The sequence below is a fragment of the Pseudalkalibacillus hwajinpoensis genome (assembly GCF_039851965.1).
In the GTDB taxonomy this organism is placed as follows: Bacteria; Bacillota; Bacilli; order Bacillales; family Guptibacillaceae; genus Guptibacillus; species Guptibacillus hwajinpoensis_E.
Genome location: NZ_CP156674.1, coordinates 1,331,633 through 1,355,386 on the forward strand (window position 1 = coordinate 1,331,633; position 23,754 = coordinate 1,355,386).

The following is a 23,754-nucleotide window of genomic DNA, read 5'->3' on the forward strand; positions in this document are numbered from 1 at the left end:
CTGGTTTCCCAGTTTTAATGTGATGGAATAATTTGGCCTGGCTTAAGTGCCCCGTTCACTTTCGTTTCGTCACCATGAATGGATAACTTAATCGTTGGTGCAAATGTACCGCCATACTGTAGCTCACCATTCTCGTCGCGATATTCATTCACGAAACTGATAACTGTACCGTTTGGCATAACTGCATGTGAATATGTCATGAAAGGATCATCTTCAGGGTTTGCTACAACAAGACCATTACCGTTTAATGGCTCGTAGTCACCACGAAGGGAATCATTCGTAAAGCCATAAAGACCATCAGGACCAGTTAATCCAGGTGCGAATGTAAACTTATGCGTAATTGTAAACAGGTAATAGTCGCCACCTTTTACAAGAATATGTGGACGTTCTAGCTGCTGGTTAACACCATTTGCTTCTAAAAGTGGAGGTAACAATTCAAACTCTGTTAAATCTCCATTTTCAGCTTCTGCAATACCAACGTTACCGTTATAGTCTTCAGCGCCAGCTGGAACTTCGTGACTTGCACGGAATTCAGCGTCACCGATGTTTTCTGGATTAAGTGTTTTCTCATCTCCAGCAGTGTTTCCTTCAAAGATTAAGTATTCTTTTCCTGTTTTAGGGTCTTGAAAAAACCATGGGTCACGGAATGAATAAATGATATCGCCTGTTTTCTGTTCTTGAGTTTCATAATACTCGCCATCTGCTTCAGCTAAGATTTCATGCTCACCAAAATTACTGAGTTCAACTGATTTTGATTTTTTATCTGCTTCGATATCAAATGTTGTTTTCGCTAGACGTTGTTCAAACGTTGTCTGTTCTTCACCTTTACGACCTGATGCTGTATAGAAAAGATGAACCTTACCGTCTTCTTCCATCATTGCAGAACCTGCCCACTGGCGAGAACCAAGTGCTTCCTCTGGATCATAAGCAACGCCACCCATTGTCCAGTCCTTACCGTTCTTGGAATAGAAGTAGCGAATTTGAGCTTCGTCGTGACGACCGCTCCACGTATATTCTTTTGATGCTGTAAGTGCAAAAACAACTTTATAACCGTTTACAGTCGCGATTGATCCATCACGGTTACGTAGTGGCCATGTATCCCAAACCCAATAGTCCGGTGCAACTTCATCTACATTGTCGATATTAGGTGCCGTGTTGTCCTTTGTTAGGTCAAAATTCTGAGCATCTTGACGAGACCAGATTGCTGTTTCAGCTTCGCTTTCAGCTGCTTGTGCTGATAGTGGCATTCCAGAAAATCCACCTACAAGCATAATTGTGGATAATGCAATCCCCTTAAAAACAGAAGACTTTTTCATGTTCCCCATTCGTCACACTCCTCATAATTTGGTTGAAATGTTTGATTCACCATCACTGTATGGAAATTATGTGAAATCGTCAACACATCCAAAAAGGCACTTTTCTTGCAGGCCTTTTGATAGATAGGCGCTGCCTGATCAATAAGGAAATCAATTTTCAAACTAAAATGAAAGGGTTAACATTGTCAGAATAATTAGCCCTAAAGAATCAGTAATCGATTCCACATATAGGATCTAAGACCCACCCTTTATTACAGGTATTTAATCAAATTGTTAAAGTTGCAATGGGAAAAATAGTATTGTTGTAAGTGAAGGTCTGAGATTGCTCCTCTAATACCTTTGCCACTTAATGTGCAAAGCAATCATACTCGATTATAATAAAGAGAACATTACAAAAGGAGGGAATAACAATGAAAGATACCATTCAACTACATAAGGATTCATTTCTAGAAGAGCTTCAGGAATTCTTAAAGATTCCTAGCATTTCAGCTATTGCAGACCATAAAGAGGATGTTCAAAAAGGGGCTAAATGGGTAGCGAACTCATTGGAAAAAACCGGAATGGAACATGTCGAGATTATTGAAACTGACGGACACCCAATTGTTTATGCGGACTGGCTTCATGCAGATGGAAAGCCGACTGTCCTTATTTATGGACACTATGATGTCCAGCCTGCTGACCCCATAAATCTCTGGGAAACACCTCCATTCGACCCGGTTATTCGCGATAACAAACTATTTGCACGTGGCGCAACGGATGATAAAGGACAATTGTTTATTCATATTAAAGCAATGGAACTATTAATGAAAGAAAACGGTAAGCTCCCAGTAAATGTGAAGTTCTGCATTGAAGGCGAAGAAGAAATTGCGAGTCCTCACCTTGGACCTTTTATCGAAAATCATACCGAAAAACTGGCAGCAGATGCAGTCGTTATCTCAGATACGTCTTTTATAAAAGAAGGGTTGCCAGCCATTTGCACCTCTCTCCGAGGTGCACTGGCCATGGAAGTAACCGTGAAGACAGCGAATACCGATTTGCACTCAGGGGTCTACGGTGGCGGAGTGCCAAATGCCGTCCATTCTCTGCTCAGTCTCCTTGATAGTTTGCACAATAAAGACGGATCTATTGCCGTTGAGGGTTTTTATGATGGAGTACCTGAAGTAACAGATCAATTAAGAGAAGAAATTGCGCAGATTCCTTCAGATGAAGTGGCGATGAAGAAAGAGCTTGGTTTAACAGCTTTATTTGGAGAAGAAGGATTTACTTTCAAGGAACAGACTGGCATCCGTCCGACACTTGAAATCAACGGAATTTCAGGTGGCTATCAAGGAGATGGCATTAAAACTGTTATCCCATCTGAAGCTAGTGGAAAAATTAGCTGCCGCCTTGTTGGTGAGCAGGATCCTCAGAACATCTATGAACGAATCGAAAAACATTTCCAAGACCATCTGCCAATGGGAACAACGCTTACCGTTAACCAATTCATTCAGGCAAAACCTGTCTCTCTAGACTCACAGAATCCAATGATTCAGAAAGCAGCAGACGCGTATGAAATGGTTTATGGCGTTCGAGCGCTATTTCCGAAGGAAGGCGGTTCCATCCCAATTGTTGAAGTTTTCGCGCGTGTACTAGAAGCACCTGTAGTGCTGATGGGCTTCGGCCTCCCATCTGAGAATTTACATGCACCAAATGAACATTTCCATCTCGAGAATTTCACAAAAGGGATCGAGACTGTGTGTGAATACTTTACATCTCTTTAATCGAGTAGGAGGGGGTGACTAACCCCCGACCTCTCACACCACCGTACGTACGGATCCGTATACGGCGGTTTCATGAAAATCTAACGTGCTTCTAACGATTTTAATCCTAACTGACGCCAATACTTGTCATTGAAGGTACGGTGGAGGATCGGGCTACCGGCAATTCGCCAGTAGCCTTTTCTTGTGTTGCTCCATTCAAAAGCTTTCGCTTTTGTAACACCTAATGAAAGGAGTTGTTTCCTTCTTGTTTTAGGTGTTTTCCATTCCTTCCACCGGATCATTCGTAATCTCCTTCTCAACCATGCCATTAATTCTCTAAAAGTTGATGTCGTTTCAGCGAGCTGGAAATAGTTTCGCCACCCTACAATGAATTTGTTTAATTTCTTGATTCGATCGGACATCGCTAAACTCCACTTTCGTGATGTTAAGCGTCGAAGTTCCTGTTTTGCTCGTTGGATTGATTGTTTCGCGACCCTGATTTTCGAGTCTCGGTGGAGCGTGAAACTAAACCCAAGGAACGTTCGTTTCCACGGGCGGTCAATCGCACTCTTTTCCTTATTAACTTTTAGTTTTAATTTCTTCTTGATAAACTGGCTGATATTTCGAAGGATTCGTTCGGCTGCTCTTCTTGAGCCTACGTAAATCTGACAATCGTCGGCGTATCGAACGAAACGAATACCTCTTGACTCCAATTCCTTATCCAGTTCATTTAACACGATATTTGATAGAAGTGGACTTATAGGACTTCCTTGCGGTGTCCCTGCTTGGTTCGTCTGTGTTAGGCCGTTCTCCATAACCCCAGCTTGTAGGTATCTCCGAATGATTCGAAGGATGCGACCGTCCTTAACCCGACAACTCAATGTGCGCATTAGTCGGTCGTGGTGAACGCGATCAAAGAATTTCTCCAGATCGATATCCACCACCCACCGGTATCCGTCATTGACATATTCTTGGGCTTTTCGGACGCATCGTGTGCTCGTTTTCCTGGTCGGAACCCGTAGCTTGAGTTGGAAAACGACGGATCGTAGATCCGTTGAAGATAAAGGTTGATAGCTTGTTGGATGAAGCGATCCATGGCGGTTGGAATGCCTAGCTTTCGTTTGCCTCCGTTCGGTTTCGGGATTTCGACACGACGGACGGGTGACGGTTGATAGGTTCCATCCAGAAGTTGTGCTTCAATCTCATTCCAGGACTCCGAGATCTGGGATTTCAGTTCAGACGTGGGAATGTGATCAACGCCGTGACTCCCTTTGTTTCGGACCACTCGTCGATAGGCTTCGTTTAAATTGTTCCGATGAAGTATCTTTTCCAACATGCTTTCTTCCTCCACGTGACCGGTTTCTTTCCTTGTGTGGCACCAATTCTCCACGCTCCATATGCCCTCAGAGACTTCACTCCTACCTCATATGTTGAGCTGAAATGTTCTGTGTCATCGAACGATGCGTACTTCGGTAGAACCTGTTCTCTATTCATGATTCGGTCCTTCCCGTACCATCTCGAGTTTGGAACGGTACTATGACCTCGGCTGACTTCTGATGGTTCAGTGACTTCTCTTGAAGACAGTTACCATAGGTGTATGGCGTGACCGTCAGACCTCCCCGGGTAAGTGCACAAACTTCCTCTCCATTTACCCGCCTCATTTACTGCCATTTCCTTTGGTCATTTGGACTTCGATGTGTGTTGCCATCTCATCCAAAAATGACAGCCTTGTATGAGATTCGTGTTCCTCGGGTCGGAGATTTGCCTCTGGCTTCCTTCAGATTCCGAGTCGCCTGGGACACCCTTGCCTTTGGCTAACGGCTACAATGACCTTTGCCGTTCGGGACTTGAACCCTATAGCGTATGCACATGCCGGGCACACAACAGAAAGAGGAGGCTCTACTTAGCCTCCTCTTTCTGTTTAAAAATATAAAAAGCCTTCTTTTACTCTGTTTCCTTTTGCAGGCTGTTCCACCCACTTCACCTGCTGGAGTTTTGCTTCAAGCTTCAGGGCAATATGCCATTCAATCCGATGCATTAGTGTTCTCGCTTTATACGGTGAGATATCAAATTGATTCGCTGCTTCATGAAATGGAGAATACCTACGTAATAAGTTAAGATATTGATCAGGCGTTGCAGCTGATTCAATTAGTCTTATTTCTAATTCATCAATAAATTGATAGAGCTTCCGTTCCTTATCCGGAAGATGTGACACAATATCACGAACGAGCATCCTCATTAAATGTTCATTGCATTCCATCCCGCATTCTCCTACCCTTTTACCAGCTTGACTTCTTCACCCCTGGAATCTGTCCTTTATGAGCATATTCCCGAAATGCAATTCTAGACATTCTAAATTTGCTAAGATATCCATTCGGCCACCCGGTTACTTCACAGCGATTGTTCAGGTGAGTTGGTGAAGAATCACGCGAAAGCTTACGCAACACTTCAAAATCACCTTTTTCCTTCAACTCGTTTCGGAAATTCGCATATTTCATAACGAGTTTTTGATTCACAGGATAGGGATTCTCGAATGATATGTCTAATTATAGTATGACAGGAGGAGGATGAAACTGATGACAGAGAAAAATTGGTTGAAGAAGGCGATCGAGCTAGCTACAAACAGCGTTTCAAACCATGACGGTGGACCATTTGGCGCCATTGTTGTAAAAGATGGCTCCATAGTCGGTGAGGGGATCAATCAAGTAACAACAAACCATGATCCTACCGCTCATGCTGAAGTCGTTGCGATCAGAAATGCTTGCCGAACACTTGGAACACATCAGCTTGACGGCTGCGTGATTTATACGAGTTGTGAACCGTGTCCAATGTGTCTTGGTGCCATTTACTGGTCACGTCCTGATAAGGTTTATTACGCTGCATCGAGACATGAAGCTGCGAATGCCGGGTTTGATGATGCTGTGATTTATAACGAAATCGAGAAGAAACCTGAAGAAAGAACGATTCCTTTTCACCATCTAGAAATGAAAGAAAAGAATGTACCGTTCGATAGCTGGCTGGAACATGAGGAAAGAGTAAACTACTAAAAAGAAGATAAAGGGGTAATTCTATCTATACGGATTCAAAGGCATATGGATCTCTATGGTTAAGTCTGTACGTAAAAAGGAACTTCCTAGATTCGGAAGTTCCTTTTTTGATGGTACTGAAGCGTGATAGCTCCCCTTTATTTAAATCTCTTGAAGACTTCCTAGAACACTTGGATACAGAAAAACTAGTATAACTTTTGAAGTGCTTCTTTATCAAAAGGTAATAAATCATTTGTTCTACCATCGTGCACTTTCCTTACCCACTCAGGATCCATTAATAGAGAACGTCCAATCGCCACCAAATCAAACTCTTCCTTATCCAGCTTTTCGATAAGACCATCCAGACTGGTTGTGTTAGCTCCAGAAAAGCTTGTGAATTCTCCATCGAGTCCAACTGACCCTACAGAAATTACTGGTTTTCCTGTTAGTTTCTTCGTCCATCCTGCCAAATTCAAACCAGAACCTTCGAATTCCTGCTCCCAAAAACGACGTGTGGAACAGTGGAAAATGTCTACTCCTGCTTCTACCAGAGGCTGTAGGAAACGCTCTAATTCATCCGGCGTTTCAGCAAGTTTAGCTTTGAAATCATTCATTTTCCATTGAGAAAATCGAAAGATAATTGGAAAATCCGGTCCAACTTCACGGCGGCATGCTTCTATAACTTCAACTGCAAATTGAGTTCTCCCAACAATATCTCCGCCATAACGATCCGTACGCTGGTTTGTGTTATCCCAGAAGAATTGATCGATTAAATAACCATGTGCCCCATGAATTTCGATGCCGTCGAATCCAATGCGTTTTGCATCAGCTGCTGCTTGAGCATAAGCTTCTACCATTTGGACAACCTCTATTTCGCTCATTGGCTCCGTTACTTTATCACCTGACAAACTGAGGCCCGATGGTCCAACAGGTAACGCTTCTTTATTTGGAAGGTCTCCTTTATCACGGGTCATCCCCACATGCCAGAGCTGGGGTACAATTTTCCCTCCAACGTTATGAACTTCCTTCACTACATTAGCCCAGCCGTTCAATGATTCTTCACCATAAAATAAAGGTATACTAGCACCTGAAACAGAAGCCGGGTGATTAATCCCTGTTCCTTCCGTTACAATTAAGCCTACTTCATTTTCAGATCTGCGTCGGTAATAGGCTGCCACATCTTCTCCCGGTATGCCATCTGGTGAAAACCCTCGTGTCATAGGAGCCATCACCGTACGATTGGACAATTTTATTTTCTTATTCGTGAATGTTTGAAATAATGGCTCAGTAGATCTATTTGTATTACTCAATATATCTCCTCCTCTTTCCTCGATAGAATAGTTATTATTTCAAAAACCATTCAGAAAGAAAAGAAATCTGTTTCTAAATTGTCTAGTAACAAGCCAAATAGTTAATTAAATCACTGATTCCAATTTAACCTTATTTCTTTACTCAACTTGTGGGACTCCTTCACCAACTATTAATGGTTAACATCTCTAATCAGGTCCCACAAAAGGTTCGGTAAGGGAGGTTTGATGGTTCAGGCAATTTGGTATACTCCTCCTGTTCAGGAGAATACGCGTAGGGATTTGAAAGAACATCCATAAGTTCCGCCATCACGTTGTAATCGCCTTTTTCCACTGCAGCTTCAAGCGCCTCTTCCACTCGATGATTGCGAGGGATAACTGCAGGATTCGAGTTCTTCATCAATTGATAAGCAGAAGTTTTCGATTCCGCTTGTCTGGCCAGTCTCTCATGCCACTGGTCATACCAGTGAGTAAATTCTCTCGCCCCGGCCATGACCGTATCCTCCGGCTTATCTAGCGTTAAGGCGCGAAACGTATTGGTAAAGTCGGCTTGATGCTTCTTCATAATTTGGAGAAGGTCTTCGATCAAAGATTTGTCCTGCTCCTCTTCGTTCAGGATTCCTAATTTTCTCCTCATTCCCGCAAGCCAATGACTATGATATAATTCCTCAAACTCGGAATGAGCCTCCTGGGCCAGTTCGACCGCATGATCTTCCTTTTCATGAAGCAGTGGCAAAAGGGTTTCAGCAAAGCGCGCAAGATTCCACTGGCCAATCGCCGGCTGATTCTGATAGGCATACCGCCCTTGAACATCAATAGAACTAAATACCGTTGCCGGGTCATATTTATCCATAAAGGCACATGGGCCATAATCGATGGTTTCTCCGCTGATAGTCATGTTGTCGGTGTTCATCACCCCATGGATAAATCCGACCAGTTGCCACTTGGCAATCAGTGCGGCCTGACCCTTGATCACTTCTTGAAACAATGCAAGATATCGATCCTCATTATCTTTAATCTCTGGAAAATGTCGCTTTATTGCATAATCAGCTAGAATACGTAGTTCCTCCACATTGCCCCAATTTGCCACGTATTGAAAGGTACCGATGCGCAGATGACTGGAAGACACACGAGTCAGAATGGCACCAGGCAGCTTGGTTTCACGAAGAACGGACTCTCCGGTTGCCACAACAGAGAGACTCCGGTTGGTCGGAATAGAAAGCCCATGCATTGCTTCACTGATGATATATTCACGCAACATCGGCCCAAGTGTCGATCGACCATCGCCTCCTCGGGAGAATGGAGTCCGCCCTGATCCTTTGAGCTGTATATCCAACCGTTCACCTGAAGGAGTGATGTGCTCCCCAAGCAGCACAGCTCGACCGTCCCCTAACATCGTAAAATGTCCGAATTGATGCCCCGCATAAGCTTGTGCAATTGGATGAGCACCTTCGGGAATACGGTTACCAGCAAAGACTTCTATACCGTCTTCGCTTCGTAGTTCATTAACGTCCAACCCCAAAAATGTTGCCAAAGACTTATTGAGAACCACCAACTCTTTCGAATGGACTGGAGTTGGTTCAACGCTTTTAAAAAATGATTCCGGAAGACGAGCATAACTGTTATCAAAGTTCCATCCTGTTTCTTTATTTTGTGTCATTATATCTCCTTAGTTTGGTTTGTCGTATTTCTATCCACGCGTACCTATGTAGAATATTTCGTGACAACAATCTTTCTGTACATACCATTAAACATTAATGGGGTATCTTCTTTCACATTTTTTTTTGCTCATGTCTTTCATATAATTCCTCAAAATTTAATCCAATGTCTGTGCCCAAAAGTTTAATAACTGGTCTGATCGCTTTTTTAAGCAAGGAGAGTTCTTTTCCTTTAGAGGAAAACTTGTCAAAAAGAATAATTTTTCTCCATCTAACTTTAAAACTCTTATCATTTCTTCAAGGCATTTATTAGCGTTAGGTACAACCGATAGAATTAGACTTCCAACTATTAAATCAAACTGATTATTGTCAAAGCTCATATTCTGAGCGTCCATTTCTATGAACGTTATCGAAGAATCAGTAAATTTCTCTTTTGCTTTATGAAGCATTTCAGTTGAAAAGTCGATAGCGGTAATGTTTAATTCTTTATGTTCAGTTAGTTCTAAATCAGCCCCTGTTCCTACACCAACAAATAGTATCTTCTCGGCGTTATTAAAAGTTATTTCTTGAAATTTCTTCTTTCGGGCATTAAGAAAATGACCTGTATTAAAAAAAATATCATATATTGGAGACCAAACTTTATATATCTTTTTATTCCAAGCATTATTCATTCCACCACCCCCGAATCACCTTTTGCTTAAATATACACCACATTACCTTCCAATAGAATGGTCTTTCTATTCTATTTAGTTAACACTTGCGCCAGGTAAAAGAAGCAGATACCTTTATCCTTCTTTTTATTCAAATATACCTTTCACAATAACTTCTTTACTCTCAACCATAACCTTACCTCTTGCTATCACCGTATCAATCTCGAGTTCGAATCAACAATAACAAGATCGGCATTCTTTTCCACTGCGATTTCACCTTTTTGGATCAGACCGTTAACACCATAGCAAATACGCAATTTGTCATAATGATCTCGAGGCAGACGGGGATGTGATTAAGGGACGAGGACGTGCAGGCACACATATCACACTTTACGGTGAACGGTATTTAGCTGAACTATCTTCCTATGTAAAAAGCCGCTAGGAAATCATTCCTAACGGCTTTATTATATTTAAAAATCGAAGCTATCTGGATTTGGTCCAACTCGATGATCTTCATTTAAATTATTTATTCGCTTCATATCTTCTAGAGATAATTCAAAGTCAAAGAGATCCACGTTTTCCTGAATACGATTCTCTTTCGTAGATTTGGGGATAATGATGACATCATTTTGCAGGTGCCATCTTAGTACAATTTGAGCAACTGATTTATTATGTTTTGTTGCAAGCTCATTTAGGGCCGAGTTTTTAAATAGTTCACCCTGCATTAGTGGTGCCCATGCTTCAATTTTGATGTCATAAGTAGCTGCAAAATCACGAAGCGCTTTTTGATTTAATTTCGGGTGAAGTTCAACCTGATTGACAACTGGCTTCACGGTTCCTTCTTTAAAGAGCGTTTCTAGATGGTGAATTTGGAAGTTACTAACGCCGATCGCTTTAATTTTCCCTTCATTATAAAGGTATTCAATCGCTTTCCACGTATCAACGTATTCCCCTTCGACAGGCCAGTGAATGAGATAAAGATCAAGATACTCAAGCCCAAGCTTTTCGAGCGAGGTTTCAAAAGCTTGAATAGTCTCATTGTACCCCTGGTCTGCATTCCAAACTTTTGACGTAATGAATAGCTCTTCTCTCACTACTCCAGATTCCTTGATCGCCTGACCCACCCACTGTTCATTTCCGTAAATCGCTGCAGTGTCGATACTTCGATAACCATGCTTAATCGCTGCTTTTACAGCAGACATAAGCTGTTCTTCTTCCTCAACTTTAAATACGCCGAGTCCAACGCGCGGCATTGAAAGTCCATTATTTAATTTCACTGTGTCTTTAAGTGTCATGCTCATGCTTTCACTCCTCTTTCGTTTTTCAATACAAATTTTTTCATCAATCAAGGTTTTATAAGCCTGTGGCTGGAAATTTGGCTGTTATTCGATTGCCTTTCTCTCCATCGAACGAAGGCATCCTGTTAGCGCAACAGCACCCACAACCATAATTCCGCCGATCCATGGCGTATGAATTAATCCGATGGAATCGACAATGAGTCCCCCAACAAATGACCCAATCGCAATCCCAACGTTAAATGCCGCAATGTTAAGTGCTGAAGCAACGTTAACCGCTGATGGAACATACTTTTCTGCTAGATTCACGACAAGCACCTGCAGACCGGGAACATTCATGAAAGCAAATAGACCCATAAAGAAAATCGTAATGATGCCAGCGACTTTAAATGGAATGGCAAATGCCATAATAAATAGAATGATTGCTTGAAAGACGAACATCCAGAATAGCGCTTTAAGTGGATTCTGATCTGACGCTTTCCCTCCCACCATGTTTCCAATTGCAACAGCTACCCCGTAAACGAGCAAAATGACCCCGACGAATTTCGGGCTCAGTCCTGTTACATCTTCAAGAAGTGGTGCTAAATACGTAAACGCAACGAAGGTCCCGCCGTACCCAAGCGCTGTAATTGCAAAGGCAAGGAGTAACCTGCCATTGGTGAGAATTTTAAGCTGTTTACTAAATTTCGATGGTGGTGCTTCTTTCAAATCCTTCGGTACGAGAATGGCACTTGCAATAATACCGATTAGCCCGAGTAAAGCAACACCGAGGAATGTTGCTCTCCAGCCAAAGGCCTGTCCAATAAACGTGCCAAGTGGTACTCCGGTTACAGTCGCCACAGTTAATCCTGTAAACATAAACGCAATCGCACTTGCTCGCTTATGCTCCGGAACAAGATCAGCAGCAATGGTTGAGCCAATTGAGAAAAAGATTCCATGGGAAAAGGCAGTAATAAAACGAGCAACAAGTAACAATCCAAACGATGTGGAAATCCCTGCGACAAGGTTACCCACTATGAAGACAACCATTAGTGACATGAGAAGTGTTTTCCGATTCATTTTCCCGGTTAACGCAGTTAGAACGGGTGCCCCCACGGCTACGCCAATCGCGTAGCCGGAAATCAATAATCCAGCAAGGGTAATGGAGATGGATAAATCATCAGCTATAGAAGAAAGTAGTCCAACTGGCACAAATTCCGTTGTTCCGATTCCAAAGGCACTAATGGCAAGGGCAAGCAAGGCAAGATTGCCGCTTGATTTTACTTTTGGTTGTGACATTGTATGTGTATGAGAACTCATAAAGCGAATTCCTCCTTGTAATTTTTCTGTTGTCGATATAGGGAACGGCGCCTTCCCCTTTCGACTGTACAACTGATTATGCAACCATCTAGACAACATTGGAAGTACGCACTTTTTTGTACCGCAGTACCCAAAAAGTACGATAGGCACTTGAAAGTACCTGGCTTGTTTCCTTCGAACAGCACCAAGCTGACTCTGATTATGCCCCCATTTATCTTCCATGAAAGTACGTACTTTGCTGTAATATAGGAACCTTGAAGTGCCTAATGAATTAGATCAACGTTCAATGGATAAAAATAAAGATAATGGTGATTTAAATGAAGACACAAAAAAACTCCCGCTAAACGAATATGTCCAGCAGAAGTTCAATATGTTTTCTTTCAGTTGTTTATTGAAGGTCTTTCATTTGGAATTCAGTTACGTTTTCACGGGGAATACCAGCTTCAATATAGCTTCGCACAAGCTTCCAATTCCCTTGTGTGCCTTTACGGAAAGTATCAAAAAACACACTACCGGTCTCACTTTGATTGCCGTCTACCGAAATTGATGCCCAAATAATCGCGAGCATTTCATTTCGACGAAGAGGATTAACAGCAAGTTCTGTCAATTCCCAGGTAGTTTTATCTTTTTTAAATGACTTAAACGCCTGTTTCCATCCTTCAATTGATTCCTTATATCCAAAGTCAACCACTTCAGATTGACTTGAGACTTCTCTCGCCTGGTAGCTTTCACTAATCACATATGTGACTTCTTCAAGCGACGAATTTTCCCAGCTTGTTAAAAATGAATCCAGAAATTCTTGAAATCCACTCATGTGTGCTCATCTCCTTTATGTAGTATTTTCGATGAAGAGCCAAATATTCCTTTCCCCCTTTTCCTACCCTTCATGCAATAGGAACAACCGTAAGAATATGTTATATTACATAGGAAGTGATATTGAAAGGACTAAATGACATAATGAGTAACCATAAAGAATTACAAGAAGAAATAAAGAAAAGACGAACCTTTGCCATTATCTCTCACCCCGATGCCGGTAAAACGACATTAACAGAGAAGCTTCTATTCCTTGGCGGTCAGATTCGATCAACAGGAACGGTAAAATCAAGAAAATCATCCAAGTATGCCACATCTGACTGGATGGAAATTGAGAAACAGCGTGGCATCTCGGTTACGTCAAGTGTGATGAACTTTAACTACAAAGGTCATACCATTAACATTCTTGATACTCCAGGACACGAAGATTTCAGTGAAGATACGTATCGTACCCTTCTTGCCGTTGATAGTGTTGTAATGATTATTGATGCTGCGAAAGGTGTCGAGTCACAAACAAAGAAACTTTTTAAAGTTGTCAGTGAACACGGCATCCCGATTTTCACCTTCATTAACAAGATGGATCGCCAGGGTCGCGAGCCGCTTGAACTTCTTGAAGAAATTGAAGAGGTACTAGGAATTGAATCGTATCCTATGAACTGGCCGATCGGTATCGGACAATCGTTCCAGGGTGTTTATGACAGGCATCAGAAAGCTGTCGAGTTCTATGATACAGAAGGTGATAACAAGCAAGCGCTTCAGATCTCAGATCTTGATGATCCTGTTCTAAAAGAAAAAGCAGGCGATGACCTTGTCAATCAGCTTCAGGAAGATGTGATGCTGCTTGATGAGGCCGGCTCTCACTATAGTGAAGAAGCTCTTCAATCTGGTAAACAGACGCCAGTCTTCTTCGGAAGTGCGATTTCTAGCTTTGGCGTTCCTACGTTCTTGAACCATTTTCTTGAACTCGCTCCTCCTCCTACACCACGTGAAAGTTCACAAGGTGAAGTGAAACCAGACGAAGAAACGTTCTCAGGCTTTATATTCAAAATCCAGGCGAACATGAACCCCGCTCACCGTGACCGCGTTGCTTTCCTTCGCATTGTATCCGGTACATTTGAAAAAGGGATGGATGCCTGGCTAGAACGAACAGGCAAAAGCATGAAACTATCTCAAGGTCAGCTTTTCTTTGCTTCCTCTCGAGGCAATGTGGATAGAGCTTATCCCGGAGATATCGTTGGACTTTACGATTCTGGAACGTACCAGATCGGTGACACGCTAGTGGGTTCGAAGAATGTGTACTCGTTTGGAGCACTACCAACCTTCCCACCTGAACACTTCGCCAAGGTACGTGCGCAAAAAGCGATGAAGCAGAAGCACTTCTACAAAGGCGTTCAGCAACTTTCTGAAGAAGGTGCCATTCAGGTTTACCGTACCGCACACTGGGATGAAATTGTGATTGGCGTCGTTGGTCGCCTTCAGTTTGAGATTTTTGAATATCGTATGAAGGGCGAATACAACGTGGATATCCAGTTTGATACAATGCCTCATCAGCATGCACGCTGGATTGAGACCGATAACCCTGAAGACAAAGTAGATAGCATTCGCAACATGCTTGTTTACGATCAGCTAAAGCGCCCTGTCCTTCTTTTCCAGAACGACTTTGCACTTCGCTGGTTCCAGGATAAAAACCCGGACATCCCGCTTAGAGAATCTAAATAGAGAAGCAAAAAGGAACGTGCTGCGCACGTTCCTTTTAGTTTGCAATTGTTTCTTTCGTACGGCTCCGGTGACAGTTGCCCCATTTCTCCATTTCCTGAAGCAACGGTTCAAGTGCATATCCATAGGTTGTAAGTGAATACTCAACTTTAGGAGGAATATCTTCAGACGCTTTTCGATTCACTAATCCGTCTTCTTCAAGCTCTTTCAGATGCTTAATTAACGTTTGATGTGGAATGCGCGGGATCACCTTTTTAATCTCGCTAAAACGGAGTGGTCCCTCCACCAATTCAAGTAGCAAAACAGCTTTCCACTTCCCACAGACAACATCGAGGGTTGTTTTCATATCCTCTACAGACCTGTTCAAATTCTCCCTGCACCTCCAGGTATATAGTAATATACTTCTTCACAAAACAGTGCAATGTAGTAAGATAAGCATATATTAAGCTTATTTTATCATAAGTAGACCGTAAAGATAGAAGGGAGTTTCTATGTCCAACCATTTTTCACACTCTGTCCAATTTCTAGGACAATCAATCATACAAAATCTTGACAAACTTACAGCAAATGCCCGCCATTTAAATAACATTTCCTCTAATAAGGAACAGAGTTTACCAGACGTTGTCCCTGTTTCATTCTATGATCACCTATTCACTTCTCTTGGAGGCTCAATTGAAGCAGGTGAGTTATCCTATCCCCATGAAGACCTGCCGGGGATTGAGGGAAAACAAACCGCAACTGGGCTGTTAGAATCCCTCATGATGAGCATTTCGTCTGTCAAACAAACACTGTTCTCCTACATCGATGAGAATAGTCAGTACTTAAGCTTAACCGTAAGTGACGTGATTGCAGTCTCAAAATTAATTGATCCTCTGATGAATTATTACCAGCAACACTATACAGAGCAATACATGCAACAAGAAACAATTCGACTTCAAGCAGAATATTACCAGGAGGACGAGCTTTCTGTCCCAATTATTAAAATTTCTACCAACGTTGCCATTTGCCCGATAATCGGTGAGATTGATGAGAGGCGTGCTAATCTTATTCTCGAACGAACCCTTATCGAATCTAGCGCTAAGAAAATCCGCTCCCTTATTCTTGATTTATCAGGAGTAGCAACACTGGACACAATGATGACTCAGCACCTATTTAAAATTGTCGATTCACTTGAAATGATGGGTGTAGACGTCATTGTTACAGGAGTTAGCTCAGAAATCGCTATCGGAGTTGTTTCACTTGGTCTGGATTTACAAGCACTAACAATTAAACAGGATCTTGAAGGAGCTTTGAAGTCGCTCGGCATGATTGATTCTTAAATACACCCTTACATGAGAAGGACCGAATCTCGGTCCTTTTTATTATTGCCTCTACTTGCATCCCCTTCTACATAGTTAAATCTCCTTATTGCTAGATTGGTCTTCCCATGATTGAAATGAGAATGAACTCATACCATTTCACCTGATTATGAGCGATTGTAAACAACCTCACAGACCTTAAAAAAAGCTGTCCCCCCTTCAGGGAGACAGCCTCTTTTGAATCAAACTGCTTTCTTACGCTCCATCGCTATCTTCCGTTTCGATAATATTTCTTTACTTGCAGCTCGATAAAACGAGTAACCCATCATAAGTACTACAATCGAAAACGGGAAAGCGGCAATGATCAGCATATTCTGTAGGCCCTGTGTGCCCCCAAAGTATACAATGATCGCAGCCATCGCAGACAATGCTAAGCCCCAAACAATCTTAACCATTGCAGGTGGATTTAAAGACCCAGAAGTGCTCAGCATTCCTAATACAAACGTTGCTGAATCAGCAGACGTAATAAAGAAAATAGCAATAACAGCAATTGTTATAAATGACATCAGCGTACCGAGCGGGTACTCCTGTAAGACGGCAAATGTTGCCGTCTCAATCGAATAGTCCGAAATCATTGCGATGCCATTCTGTTGAAGATCTAGAGCTGAAACACCGAAAACAGCAAAGAAAATGAAACAAACAATTGAAGGAACGAATAAAACGCCCATCATGAATTCTTTTATCGTGCGTCCCTTTGAAATTCTAGCAATGAAGATTCCAACGAAAGGTGACCAGGAAATCCACCATGCCCAATAGAAAATCGTCCAACTATTCACCCACGATCGCTGATCTGCGTTGTTCGGTTCAATATGAAAACTCATATTAAAGAAATTAGCAATATATCCTCCTAATGTACCAGTGAACATATTCATGATATACAAAGTAGGTCCTACGATAAGAAGAAGGATCATCAACGCAAAGCCGAGGACCAAGTTAATGTTACTCAAATATTTAATCCCTTTGTTCAATCCAGACCATGCTGAAGCAATGAATAATACGGTGGAAACAGCAAGAATAAGCAACTGCATGGAATAGGTTGTTGGCATATTAAATAGAAATGAAAATCCTTCATTGATTTGCGCAGTACCAAACCCGAGCGTTGCTGCAACGCCTACAACGGTTGCAACGACTGCTAGCGTATCAATAACATATCCAAGAAAGCCCCGCATTCGCTCTTCTCCTAATAATGGAACAAGCGTAGCACTAATTAACCCTGGATACCCCTTATGAAATTTAAAATAAGCAAGAACAAGACCGACAAGGGCATAAACCGCCCACGCATGTACTCCCCAATGAAAGAAAGAATATTGAAGCGCTTCTTCAATCGCTCGGGTTGTACCTAACTCCCCACTTGGACTACTTTTATAAGCATGTGAAATTGGTTCTGCCGTCGTCCAGAATACCATTCCCATCCCCATTCCAGCACTGAACAGCATAGCAAACCAGGTGGGAAGAGTAAATTCAGGCTTATCATCTTCTTTACCAAGTTTGATGTTTTTGAATCTGGAAAAAATCAAATATATGCAAAAGACCAGTATTAGCATAATAATCAGTAAATAATACCATCCAAAGCTGCTAGAAATAAAAGTCGTCATTTTAGAAGTAACCGCCTGTAAATGCTCGGGTGCAACTGCTCCCCATACAACTACAAGTCCACAAATGACAAGACTATACCAAAAAACTAACGTTGCATTTTTCATTAACTCACCTCTACTGTATTGGTTTCAACCTGAGAATAGGACTTGCTCATAGGTGTAAATAAGATATTTTCAACTCCTGGTCACATACTAATAATATCTCCGAATTTCCCATCACTATTGATACCCTCTCACACGAAAGTTAAGCCATAAATTATGATATTTGCGAAAAGATTTATTTTTAAGGTCAATCATTTTAATTAAAATTCCTATTCAGGCTATAATACGTTACCATTAGGTTAGAGGAAAAAGCTTAAAAGAATTCAGAAGAGAGGTGATTATATGAACCTTTCCAATACTCCAACATATACAACGATCGAAGAAGCATCAGCGGATGTTCTAGAAGTGATCAGTAAATTCGTAGGGATTAATACATTTTTTGTAGCGAAGAACGATAGAAAGAATGTCGACATTATCTCTTCCTTTAATCGAGACGATGTAATTCTCGAGGCTGGATTTGAAACGGTATATCGCGATTCTTACTGACAATTCATCATAAAAGGAGGTCGTGAACCCCTTATTATTGATGATTTAGCTTCAAATGAAGCTACGAAAAACATGAACGTGACAAATGAACTTGATGGTGGATCCCTGATCGGCGTTCCAATTTATTACCGTAATGGCGATAATTACGGTACACTTTGCGGACTTGACCTTCATCCTTTCCACTATACTGAAGACCATATTGATCTATTTAAGGCGATGGCGAATCTACTCGGAAATGTCCTGGAATTAGAAAGAGCAAATACTGAGATCAAATCGTTATCTGTCCCAATCGTACCCATTTCTGATGAAGTTGCGATTTTGCCAATCTTCGGTGAAGTGAATGAACTTCGTACAGAGCGAATTATGGAAGCGGCTTTAGCTGAAAGCGCGAATAATAACCTCGACTATCTGATCTTTGATTTATCTGGATTACACAATATTCATTCGGATAGCGCTTTGAATTTGTTGAAAATCGGAAAGTCTCTTCAGTTAATTGGGGTACAAATGATTGTAACCGGCATACGTCCTGACCTCGCAATAAAAGCTATCCACTCTTCTAATGAATTTGACCAACTCGTTGTTAAATCGAACTTAAAACAGGCATTAAACTGGATCGGATATAAATTAATAAGGCACTAAAAAAGGACTGCCCGCAGGCAGTCCTTTTTAGTGCTTACTCTTCAATCTCAAAACCCAGATCACGAATCATCTGATGATCAGAAGTGGCTTCCTGCCCATCTGTTGTTAAGTAATCTCCTACAAAAATAGAATTTGCGGCGTATAACCCCATCACTTGAAGCGAACGAAGATTTACTTCACGTCCACCAGAAATGCGAATTTCTTTCGTAGGATTCATAAAGCGGAATAACGCTAATACTTTTAAACAATATCGCGGGGTGAGCTCATCCATCTTCTCGAGTTTTGTACCTGGTACTGAATAGAGAAAATTAACAGGAATGGAATCTGCATCTATTCTTCTAAGTTCTGCAGCCATATCGTAGACATCCTCATACGTTTCACCCATCCCTACTATGCAACCAGAACACGGTGAAATACCGGAATGTTTTACGTTCTCTACTGTTTTGACACGATGATCATATGTATGGGTAGAAGTAACTTTGTCATGGTGCCCTTTGCTCGTATTTAGGTTGTGATTATATCGGTCAACGCCCGCTTCCTTCAGACGATTCGTTTGTTCTCCTGAAAGAATTCCGAGACACGCACAAATTTTCAGGGGCATCTCGGATTTGATCTCTTTCACCGCATCAATCACTTTATCAAGCTCTCGATTTGTCGCCCCCCGTCCACTCATCACAATACAATACGTTCCCGCTTTTCGTTCCATCGCTTCTCTTGCACCGCTAACAAGCGTGTCTTTATCTAGGAGAGAATACTTACTTACATTCGTATCTGCGAATGCCGACTGTGCACAATAACCACAATCCTCAGGGCAAAGTCCACTTTTCGCATTAATAATCATATTTAACTTTACCTTTTTTCCATAATAGTGACTCCTCACCCTGAAAGCAGCGTGGAGTAAAGGAAGTAATTGTTCATCAGGTGACGAAAGGATCGCTATTGCCTGCTCTTTCGTCAGCAATTCCCCCTGCAAAGCAACATCCGCATATGTTTCCCATTGATTGTGCACCTTTTCCTTAACGTTCTCCATTATAAGCCTCCCAATAACTATGTTAACCAAACAAAATAATCGGTTAACATTAAAGTATCACCGGGTTAACAATCTGTCAATCTAAGGTAATAATCCTGTTTGCGGTTATAGAAAAAAGCAGACCTCTTAAGACAGAAGTCTGCTTTTCTTATGCAGGTGACTGACTAGTCGTTAAATACGTTGCTTCAATTTGATCAGAAAAGAAGATGGTCAATCCCTTTTTTACAAAATGACAATGACTGAATAATCTACTCCTCTGCAGTACATTATTAAACTATACAACGTTTTACATCGCTGTGATCTTAATGGGGAGAGGAGAGAAAACAATTGAACGAACTGCACTCTTTCAGCTGGTATGCTGCTCGCGTTAAAAAACATTTACCTGGAGAGGCCTTCAAACCGGTGCCTGCGAGGTTATTTGGGGGACTTACATATCTAATCATTACGATCGGATGCTTCCTTATGATTGGGCTCTTTACCTTCCATCCGCTAGTGAATCTCATTTTTTCAATAATTATAGGAGCATGCTTTGCTGGACTCGGCTTTCTTGGTCACGAGATACTACACGGGACAGTTGTTCGAAAGCCATGGGTAAGAGATATGCTCGGTGCCATTGCGTTCTGGCCTTTAAGTACAGGACCTAGACTCTGGAGAAAGTGGCACAATTTAAATCATCACGTACATACACAGCATGACGAAAAGGATCCTGATGCCTGGCCCACGCTAGAACGGATAGCCAGCTCACCATTATTTAGTTGGATCTATCGATTACCTCTTTCTGTTAGGGCTACATTCGCCTTCGCATCCCTTGCAGTGCAATTTACTGCCCATTCCTTTAAAATGTTTTTTGTTTATGTAAACGAATTTAAACCGGGAAAGCAACCTGAAGTATGGCTACAAACCTTTTTACCCTGGATCAGCTGGATTGGCGTGTTGTTTATCATGGGGTTAGAAAAATGGCTATTTGCTTTTTTCATTCCACTTCTTATTGCCAATTTTATTGTGATGGCTTATATTTCTACAAACCACCGGTTAAACCCTTTAACACCAGTAAATGATCCACTGGCGAATAGCCTTACAGTTACCGTACCAAAATGGGTAGATATCCTGCATTTCAACTTTTCTTACCATACCGAGCATCATCTTTTCCCGGGGATGAATCCAAAATATTATCCCCTTGTCAAAAAGCAAATTAAACTTATGTGGCCTGAACGATACCATGAAATGCCAATGCTTCAGGCTTTGATAGCTTTATGGAAAACGCCTCGCGTCTATTTCGAGCATAAAGAGTTAATCGATCCTGGTAATCACAACGCGTTTGGGTCACTCGGCAACCAGTTGAATCCTAAAGCCATTCTCCCTCGAAAGCTAACAAGAAAATAAAGCACAAGAAAAGGCTGACTTTGAGATCTGCCTTCTTGCGCTTTTATTGTTTATACTCATACGACAGATTCTTCTGCCGAATACAGCTTATGATTTAGAGTATTAGTAGCCTCCTCCAACAAAAGCTGCACCTACGATGATAAGGAGAATAAACAGCACTACAATTAGAGCAAACCCACTGCCGTAACCGTATCCCATGGAGTATGACCTCCTTTCCATCATGGATTACTTTATACTATGCAGGAATTTAAATGATGGATGGGCGTTCGCTCAGTTTTTAATTTCCTTTTAATTTCATCCCTCTCTTTGATCCTGCCATTCTTTAAGCCGAAGACTGATTAATTTCTAGCTAATAATTCTAAAAAAAGCATCCCAACAATCGTTTAAGTAGTTCAGTTATTGTGGTGAAAACTTAAAATAACAAGCTGAATAACATTTGAATTCACAGGTTAATCTAAAAAGCACACAAAAAAGCTCAGAGTTTATTGCTCTGAGCTTGTCTTTTTCAGGGAAGTTTATTCCATTAAAGCTCCCTTTACTTGAAGACTTGATTTCAAGACAATTTTTTATATAGGGGTACCGCCACATGTCCATCAAGCTAACTACAGTGAAAAGTAAAGATCGACTTTTTCTTATAAAATCAGTTCCATTCTACTAAAGGAAGGCATGCCAAATAAACGTGAAACCGAGGATTTTTTAATGCTTAACGCTAGGCAACTTTCTCGTGACACATGGTATACTGATAGACAATACCCAATATATCGAAGACTGTTTTTTTCTCATATCGGTGGGATTTTCGTCCGTTTTTCTGTAGGAGGGTAAACAGGCGAAGCAGGATCTTTGATACTTCTTGGGTGTTTTTTTGTATCGCTTGAAATAACAGTAAAAAATAATCTTTAATGATATAAATCGCTTTATACTCACTGAGTTCTCGTTTTTTCTTGGTCAGGAGTAGCTGCCTCATTTGAAACATGGTAGAAGAACAAAGAAGTATACCAATCAGTTGACCATAGAGATGGCATTCTAAACGTTCCTTTTTGATCTCTTTACAGTTATCTATTTCAAAGAAAGACTTCCATGTTTTAAAGAGTAATTCAATTTGCCAACGTAACGAATAAAAATCGTGCACGTGTCCCGTAGGGACATCTATCATTGATGCATTCGTTATGTATACATTTATAGCACTCAAACGTTTGCTCCGTTCTTTCATGATAATGCCTTTCTTTTTCTCCTTTACCGCATGGTTTTCCAATCGTGTTCGGGTTTGCTCTTCCGTAAGTCGGTGGATAATAACTCTAGTCGGCAGTTTTTGATTCTTTCCAATGTAAACATCAGAGATCTCATGGGTTTGTCCTGGTTTTAATTGATGCATGATCTCTTCCATATCTAATTGAATATATTCGGTTTGCTTTTTCGGTGTTCCATTTTTGAAGTATTCAGGATTAGGGTTCCTCAGATAAATCCGAGTGTTTAATTTTAAGCGAGAGATATAATAAGCTCCTTTCTCATCCATTTGATGGAGATCATTCAGGTCAAAATATCCTAAATCACGTATGCATAAGTCATCAGTTTGTACCGTTTGTAAGCACGTGGAACCGTAGGTTCGATCATTTTGTTTACCTGCACCCGAATGAACATGCAGGAATTGGCCACTGAGAAGATCATATTCCAGTTGGATTTTCACTCCAGCTGTATGGCTACTGCCTCCAGATCCTTGATAGGTGTCGGCAAAAACATCCGGCAATTGAAAGGTCGTAGAATCCAAGATTCGTATACTCCGAAACTGTGAAACGTAACGATGAGAAAGAGCCTGAGAAGTAGACAATTTTTGAGTAAGCAAGGAAGCAAAAACATGTCGTAAGAGCTCGACAGCCGTAGGATTAAATCGTTGATTGAGTCCTTCAGGACTCATTAAGACACCAGTTGAAGATTCTAAACCACTACATAACTGTGTTAAGGAAGTGCTTGCGACTTTTTGACTTAACCAAACACACAACGCGATTAAATCTTTCGCCTGGTACTTGCTCTTTCTTTGCACAAAACCGACCTTTTTCCCTAGCTTTTGAAGCCTTTTTGGCGACAACGATTGTTGTAATTCCTGTGAAAAGAGGGTCAGTTCAGCTGAAACCTCGCAGCCCATAAAAAAAACACCATCCTTTTCATCTTATTAAAGAAAGGATAGCGCTTTTTTCATTTTGGGGATAATGATATGCCTTAGCTTGATGGGCATGGGGTACCGCCAACATTACGCGGTTATCTTAACTTCGATGTGAGAACTATTGGAATATCAATGGTTCTCACATCATTTACATGTATTGTATTCAATGTAAATATTGGTTTAA

Annotated in this window: 21 protein-coding genes and 2 pseudogenes; 7 read left to right on the top strand and 16 right to left on the bottom strand. The window is 41.4% G+C overall.

What is annotated here, in order from left to right; translation table 11 throughout:
• Positions 1 to 14: 14 nt before the first annotated feature.
• Positions 15 to 1,325 carry a glycoside hydrolase family 68 protein gene (locus tag ABFG93_RS06745; RefSeq protein WP_347551721.1) on the bottom strand — a complete coding sequence of 437 codons (1,311 nt, stop codon included), beginning with the start codon at positions 1,323 to 1,325 and terminating at the stop codon, positions 15 to 17.
• A gap of 401 nt (positions 1,326 to 1,726) precedes the next feature.
• On the opposite strand from ABFG93_RS06745, the gene ABFG93_RS06750 reads away from it, so the two are divergent.
• The gene (locus ABFG93_RS06750) at positions 1,727 to 3,076 is read left to right on the top strand and encodes a dipeptidase (RefSeq protein ID WP_347551723.1); all 1,350 of its coding nucleotides are present in this window, start codon (positions 1,727 to 1,729) and stop codon (positions 3,074 to 3,076) included.
• A gap of 80 nt (positions 3,077 to 3,156) precedes the next feature.
• On the opposite strand, the pseudogene ltrA reads toward ABFG93_RS06750, so the two are convergent.
• From ltrA to rpsN, 4 genes and pseudogenes are all read right to left on the bottom strand, one after another.
• Positions 3,157 to 4,391: pseudogene (ltrA, locus tag ABFG93_RS06755) on the bottom strand (group II intron reverse transcriptase/maturase).
• Positions 4,358 to 4,549 carry a hypothetical protein gene (locus ABFG93_RS06760; protein ID WP_347548066.1) on the bottom strand — a complete coding sequence of 64 codons (192 nt, stop codon included), beginning with the start codon at positions 4,547 to 4,549 and terminating at the stop codon, positions 4,358 to 4,360. Before ABFG93_RS06760 ends, ltrA begins: the two are co-directional and overlap by 34 nt.
• 427 nt (positions 4,550 to 4,976) lie before the next feature.
• Entirely contained in the window at positions 4,977 to 5,315 is a 339-nt protein-coding gene (locus tag ABFG93_RS06765) for a hypothetical protein (protein ID WP_347551725.1), read from the bottom strand.
• Positions 5,316 to 5,334: 19 nt separating this feature from the next.
• The gene (gene rpsN / locus ABFG93_RS06770; protein WP_347552777.1) at positions 5,335 to 5,553 is read right to left on the bottom strand and encodes a 30S ribosomal protein S14; all 219 of its coding nucleotides are present in this window, start codon (positions 5,551 to 5,553) and stop codon (positions 5,335 to 5,337) included.
• A 78-nt stretch (positions 5,554 to 5,631) separates the two neighbouring features.
• Between rpsN and ABFG93_RS06775 the strand changes: the two genes are divergently transcribed.
• Positions 5,632 to 6,102 (top strand): nucleoside deaminase, encoded by a 471-nt coding sequence (locus ABFG93_RS06775; protein ID WP_347551727.1) that lies wholly within the window; start codon positions 5,632 to 5,634, stop codon positions 6,100 to 6,102.
• Positions 6,103 to 6,287: 185 nt separating this feature from the next.
• On the opposite strand, the gene ABFG93_RS06780 is transcribed toward ABFG93_RS06775, so the two are convergent.
• From ABFG93_RS06780 to ABFG93_RS06805, 6 genes and pseudogenes are all read right to left on the bottom strand, one after another.
• Positions 6,288 to 7,391 (bottom strand): NADH:flavin oxidoreductase, encoded by a 1,104-nt coding sequence (locus ABFG93_RS06780; RefSeq protein WP_347551729.1) that lies wholly within the window; start codon positions 7,389 to 7,391, stop codon positions 6,288 to 6,290.
• Positions 7,392 to 7,581: 190 nt separating this feature from the next.
• Entirely contained in the window at positions 7,582 to 9,048 is a 1,467-nt protein-coding gene (locus tag ABFG93_RS06785) for a protein adenylyltransferase SelO (protein ID WP_347551730.1), read from the bottom strand.
• Positions 9,049 to 9,092: 44 nt separating this feature from the next.
• Positions 9,093 to 9,717, bottom strand: a pseudogene (locus tag ABFG93_RS06790) (class I SAM-dependent methyltransferase).
• A gap of 449 nt (positions 9,718 to 10,166) precedes the next feature.
• A complete protein-coding gene (locus ABFG93_RS06795) occupies positions 10,167 to 10,997 on the bottom strand; it encodes an aldo/keto reductase (protein ID WP_347551732.1) in 831 nt (276 codons plus the stop codon).
• 81 nt (positions 10,998 to 11,078) lie between these two features.
• Positions 11,079 to 12,290: an MFS transporter gene (locus ABFG93_RS06800; protein ID WP_347551734.1), complete on the bottom strand. Its 1,212-nt coding sequence runs from the start codon at positions 12,288 to 12,290 to the stop codon at positions 11,079 to 11,081.
• Between the two features lie 388 nt (positions 12,291 to 12,678).
• Complete coding sequence (locus ABFG93_RS06805) at positions 12,679 to 13,104, bottom strand: flavoprotein (RefSeq protein WP_347551735.1); 426 nt, start codon at positions 13,102 to 13,104, stop codon at positions 12,679 to 12,681.
• A 143-nt stretch (positions 13,105 to 13,247) separates the two neighbouring features.
• On the opposite strand from ABFG93_RS06805, the gene ABFG93_RS06810 reads away from it, so the two are divergent.
• Complete coding sequence (locus ABFG93_RS06810; RefSeq protein ID WP_347551737.1) at positions 13,248 to 14,822, top strand: peptide chain release factor 3; 1,575 nt, start codon at positions 13,248 to 13,250, stop codon at positions 14,820 to 14,822.
• A gap of 34 nt (positions 14,823 to 14,856) precedes the next feature.
• Here the strand turns inward: ABFG93_RS06810 and ABFG93_RS06815 are convergent, their stop codons facing one another.
• Positions 14,857 to 15,186, bottom strand: a complete 330-nt coding sequence (locus tag ABFG93_RS06815) for a winged helix-turn-helix transcriptional regulator (RefSeq protein ID WP_347551739.1) — start codon at positions 15,184 to 15,186, stop codon at positions 14,857 to 14,859.
• Between the two features lie 124 nt (positions 15,187 to 15,310).
• Here ABFG93_RS06815 and ABFG93_RS06820 point away from each other — a divergent pair, with 124 nt between their 5' ends.
• Positions 15,311 to 16,138 (top strand): STAS domain-containing protein, encoded by an 828-nt coding sequence (locus tag ABFG93_RS06820; RefSeq protein WP_347551741.1) that lies wholly within the window; start codon positions 15,311 to 15,313, stop codon positions 16,136 to 16,138.
• A 221-nt stretch (positions 16,139 to 16,359) separates the two neighbouring features.
• Here the strand turns inward: ABFG93_RS06820 and ABFG93_RS06825 are convergent, their stop codons facing one another.
• Positions 16,360 to 17,877: a BCCT family transporter gene (locus ABFG93_RS06825; protein ID WP_347551743.1), complete on the bottom strand. Its 1,518-nt coding sequence runs from the start codon at positions 17,875 to 17,877 to the stop codon at positions 16,360 to 16,362.
• Positions 17,878 to 18,156: 279 nt separating this feature from the next.
• Here ABFG93_RS06825 and ABFG93_RS06830 point away from each other — a divergent pair, with 279 nt between their 5' ends.
• Both ABFG93_RS06830 and ABFG93_RS06835 read left to right on the top strand, forming a co-directional pair.
• Positions 18,157 to 18,360, top strand: a complete 204-nt coding sequence (locus ABFG93_RS06830) for a hypothetical protein (protein WP_347551745.1) — start codon at positions 18,157 to 18,159, stop codon at positions 18,358 to 18,360.
• Positions 18,361 to 18,432: 72 nt separating this feature from the next.
• Positions 18,433 to 18,999 (top strand): STAS domain-containing protein, encoded by a 567-nt coding sequence (locus ABFG93_RS06835; RefSeq protein ID WP_347551747.1) that lies wholly within the window; start codon positions 18,433 to 18,435, stop codon positions 18,997 to 18,999.
• Between the two features lie 34 nt (positions 19,000 to 19,033).
• Here ABFG93_RS06835 and bioB read toward each other — a convergent pair whose 3' ends face one another.
• The gene (gene bioB, locus ABFG93_RS06840) at positions 19,034 to 20,029 is read right to left on the bottom strand and encodes a biotin synthase BioB (protein WP_347551749.1); all 996 of its coding nucleotides are present in this window, start codon (positions 20,027 to 20,029) and stop codon (positions 19,034 to 19,036) included.
• A 327-nt stretch (positions 20,030 to 20,356) separates the two neighbouring features.
• Between bioB and ABFG93_RS06845 the strand changes: the two genes are divergently transcribed.
• Positions 20,357 to 21,412, top strand: a complete 1,056-nt coding sequence (locus ABFG93_RS06845; RefSeq protein WP_347551750.1) for a fatty acid desaturase family protein — start codon at positions 20,357 to 20,359, stop codon at positions 21,410 to 21,412.
• Between the two features lie 102 nt (positions 21,413 to 21,514).
• Here ABFG93_RS06845 and ABFG93_RS06850 read toward each other — a convergent pair whose 3' ends face one another.
• Both ABFG93_RS06850 and ABFG93_RS06855 read right to left on the bottom strand, forming a co-directional pair.
• Positions 21,515 to 21,610, bottom strand: coding sequence for a YjcZ family sporulation protein (locus ABFG93_RS06850; protein ID WP_142329528.1), 96 nt, complete (start codon positions 21,608 to 21,610; stop codon positions 21,515 to 21,517).
• Between the two features lie 511 nt (positions 21,611 to 22,121).
• A complete protein-coding gene (locus ABFG93_RS06855; RefSeq protein WP_347551752.1) occupies positions 22,122 to 23,552 on the bottom strand; it encodes an IS4 family transposase in 1,431 nt (476 codons plus the stop codon).
• Positions 23,553 to 23,754 lie beyond the last annotated feature (202 nt).

Excerpts from the sequence above, each read along its gene's own strand:
- ABFG93_RS06745 (WP_347551721.1), bottom strand. The coding sequence starts at position 1,325 with ATGGGGAACATGAAAAAGTCTTCTGTTTTTAAGGGGATTGCATTATCC.
- ABFG93_RS06750 (WP_347551723.1), top strand. The coding sequence starts at position 1,727 with ATGAAAGATACCATTCAACTACATAAGGATTCATTTCTAGAAGAGCTT.
- ABFG93_RS06760 (WP_347548066.1), bottom strand. The coding sequence starts at position 4,549 with ATGAATAGAGAACAGGTTCTACCGAAGTACGCATCGTTCGATGACACA.
- ABFG93_RS06765 (WP_347551725.1), bottom strand. The coding sequence starts at position 5,315 with ATGGAATGCAATGAACATTTAATGAGGATGCTCGTTCGTGATATTGTG.
- rpsN (WP_347552777.1), bottom strand. The coding sequence starts at position 5,553 with ATGAAATATGCGAATTTCCGAAACGAGTTGAAGGAAAAAGGTGATTTT.
- ABFG93_RS06775 (WP_347551727.1), top strand. The coding sequence starts at position 5,632 with ATGACAGAGAAAAATTGGTTGAAGAAGGCGATCGAGCTAGCTACAAAC.
- ABFG93_RS06785 (WP_347551730.1), bottom strand. The coding sequence starts at position 9,048 with ATGACACAAAATAAAGAAACAGGATGGAACTTTGATAACAGTTATGCT.
- ABFG93_RS06795 (WP_347551732.1), bottom strand. The coding sequence starts at position 10,997 with ATGAGCATGACACTTAAAGACACAGTGAAATTAAATAATGGACTTTCA.
- ABFG93_RS06800 (WP_347551734.1), bottom strand. The coding sequence starts at position 12,290 with ATGAGTTCTCATACACATACAATGTCACAACCAAAAGTAAAATCAAGC.
- ABFG93_RS06805 (WP_347551735.1), bottom strand. The coding sequence starts at position 13,104 with ATGAGTGGATTTCAAGAATTTCTGGATTCATTTTTAACAAGCTGGGAA.
- ABFG93_RS06810 (WP_347551737.1), top strand. The coding sequence starts at position 13,248 with ATGAGTAACCATAAAGAATTACAAGAAGAAATAAAGAAAAGACGAACC.
- ABFG93_RS06820 (WP_347551741.1), top strand. The coding sequence starts at position 15,311 with ATGTCCAACCATTTTTCACACTCTGTCCAATTTCTAGGACAATCAATC.
- ABFG93_RS06825 (WP_347551743.1), bottom strand. The coding sequence starts at position 17,877 with ATGAAAAATGCAACGTTAGTTTTTTGGTATAGTCTTGTCATTTGTGGA.
- ABFG93_RS06830 (WP_347551745.1), top strand. The coding sequence starts at position 18,157 with ATGAACCTTTCCAATACTCCAACATATACAACGATCGAAGAAGCATCA.
- ABFG93_RS06835 (WP_347551747.1), top strand. The coding sequence starts at position 18,433 with ATGAACGTGACAAATGAACTTGATGGTGGATCCCTGATCGGCGTTCCA.
- bioB (WP_347551749.1), bottom strand. The coding sequence starts at position 20,029 with ATGGAGAACGTTAAGGAAAAGGTGCACAATCAATGGGAAACATATGCG.
- ABFG93_RS06850 (WP_142329528.1), bottom strand. The coding sequence starts at position 21,610 with ATGGGATACGGTTACGGCAGTGGGTTTGCTCTAATTGTAGTGCTGTTT.
- ABFG93_RS06855 (WP_347551752.1), bottom strand. The coding sequence starts at position 23,552 with ATGGGCTGCGAGGTTTCAGCTGAACTGACCCTCTTTTCACAGGAATTA.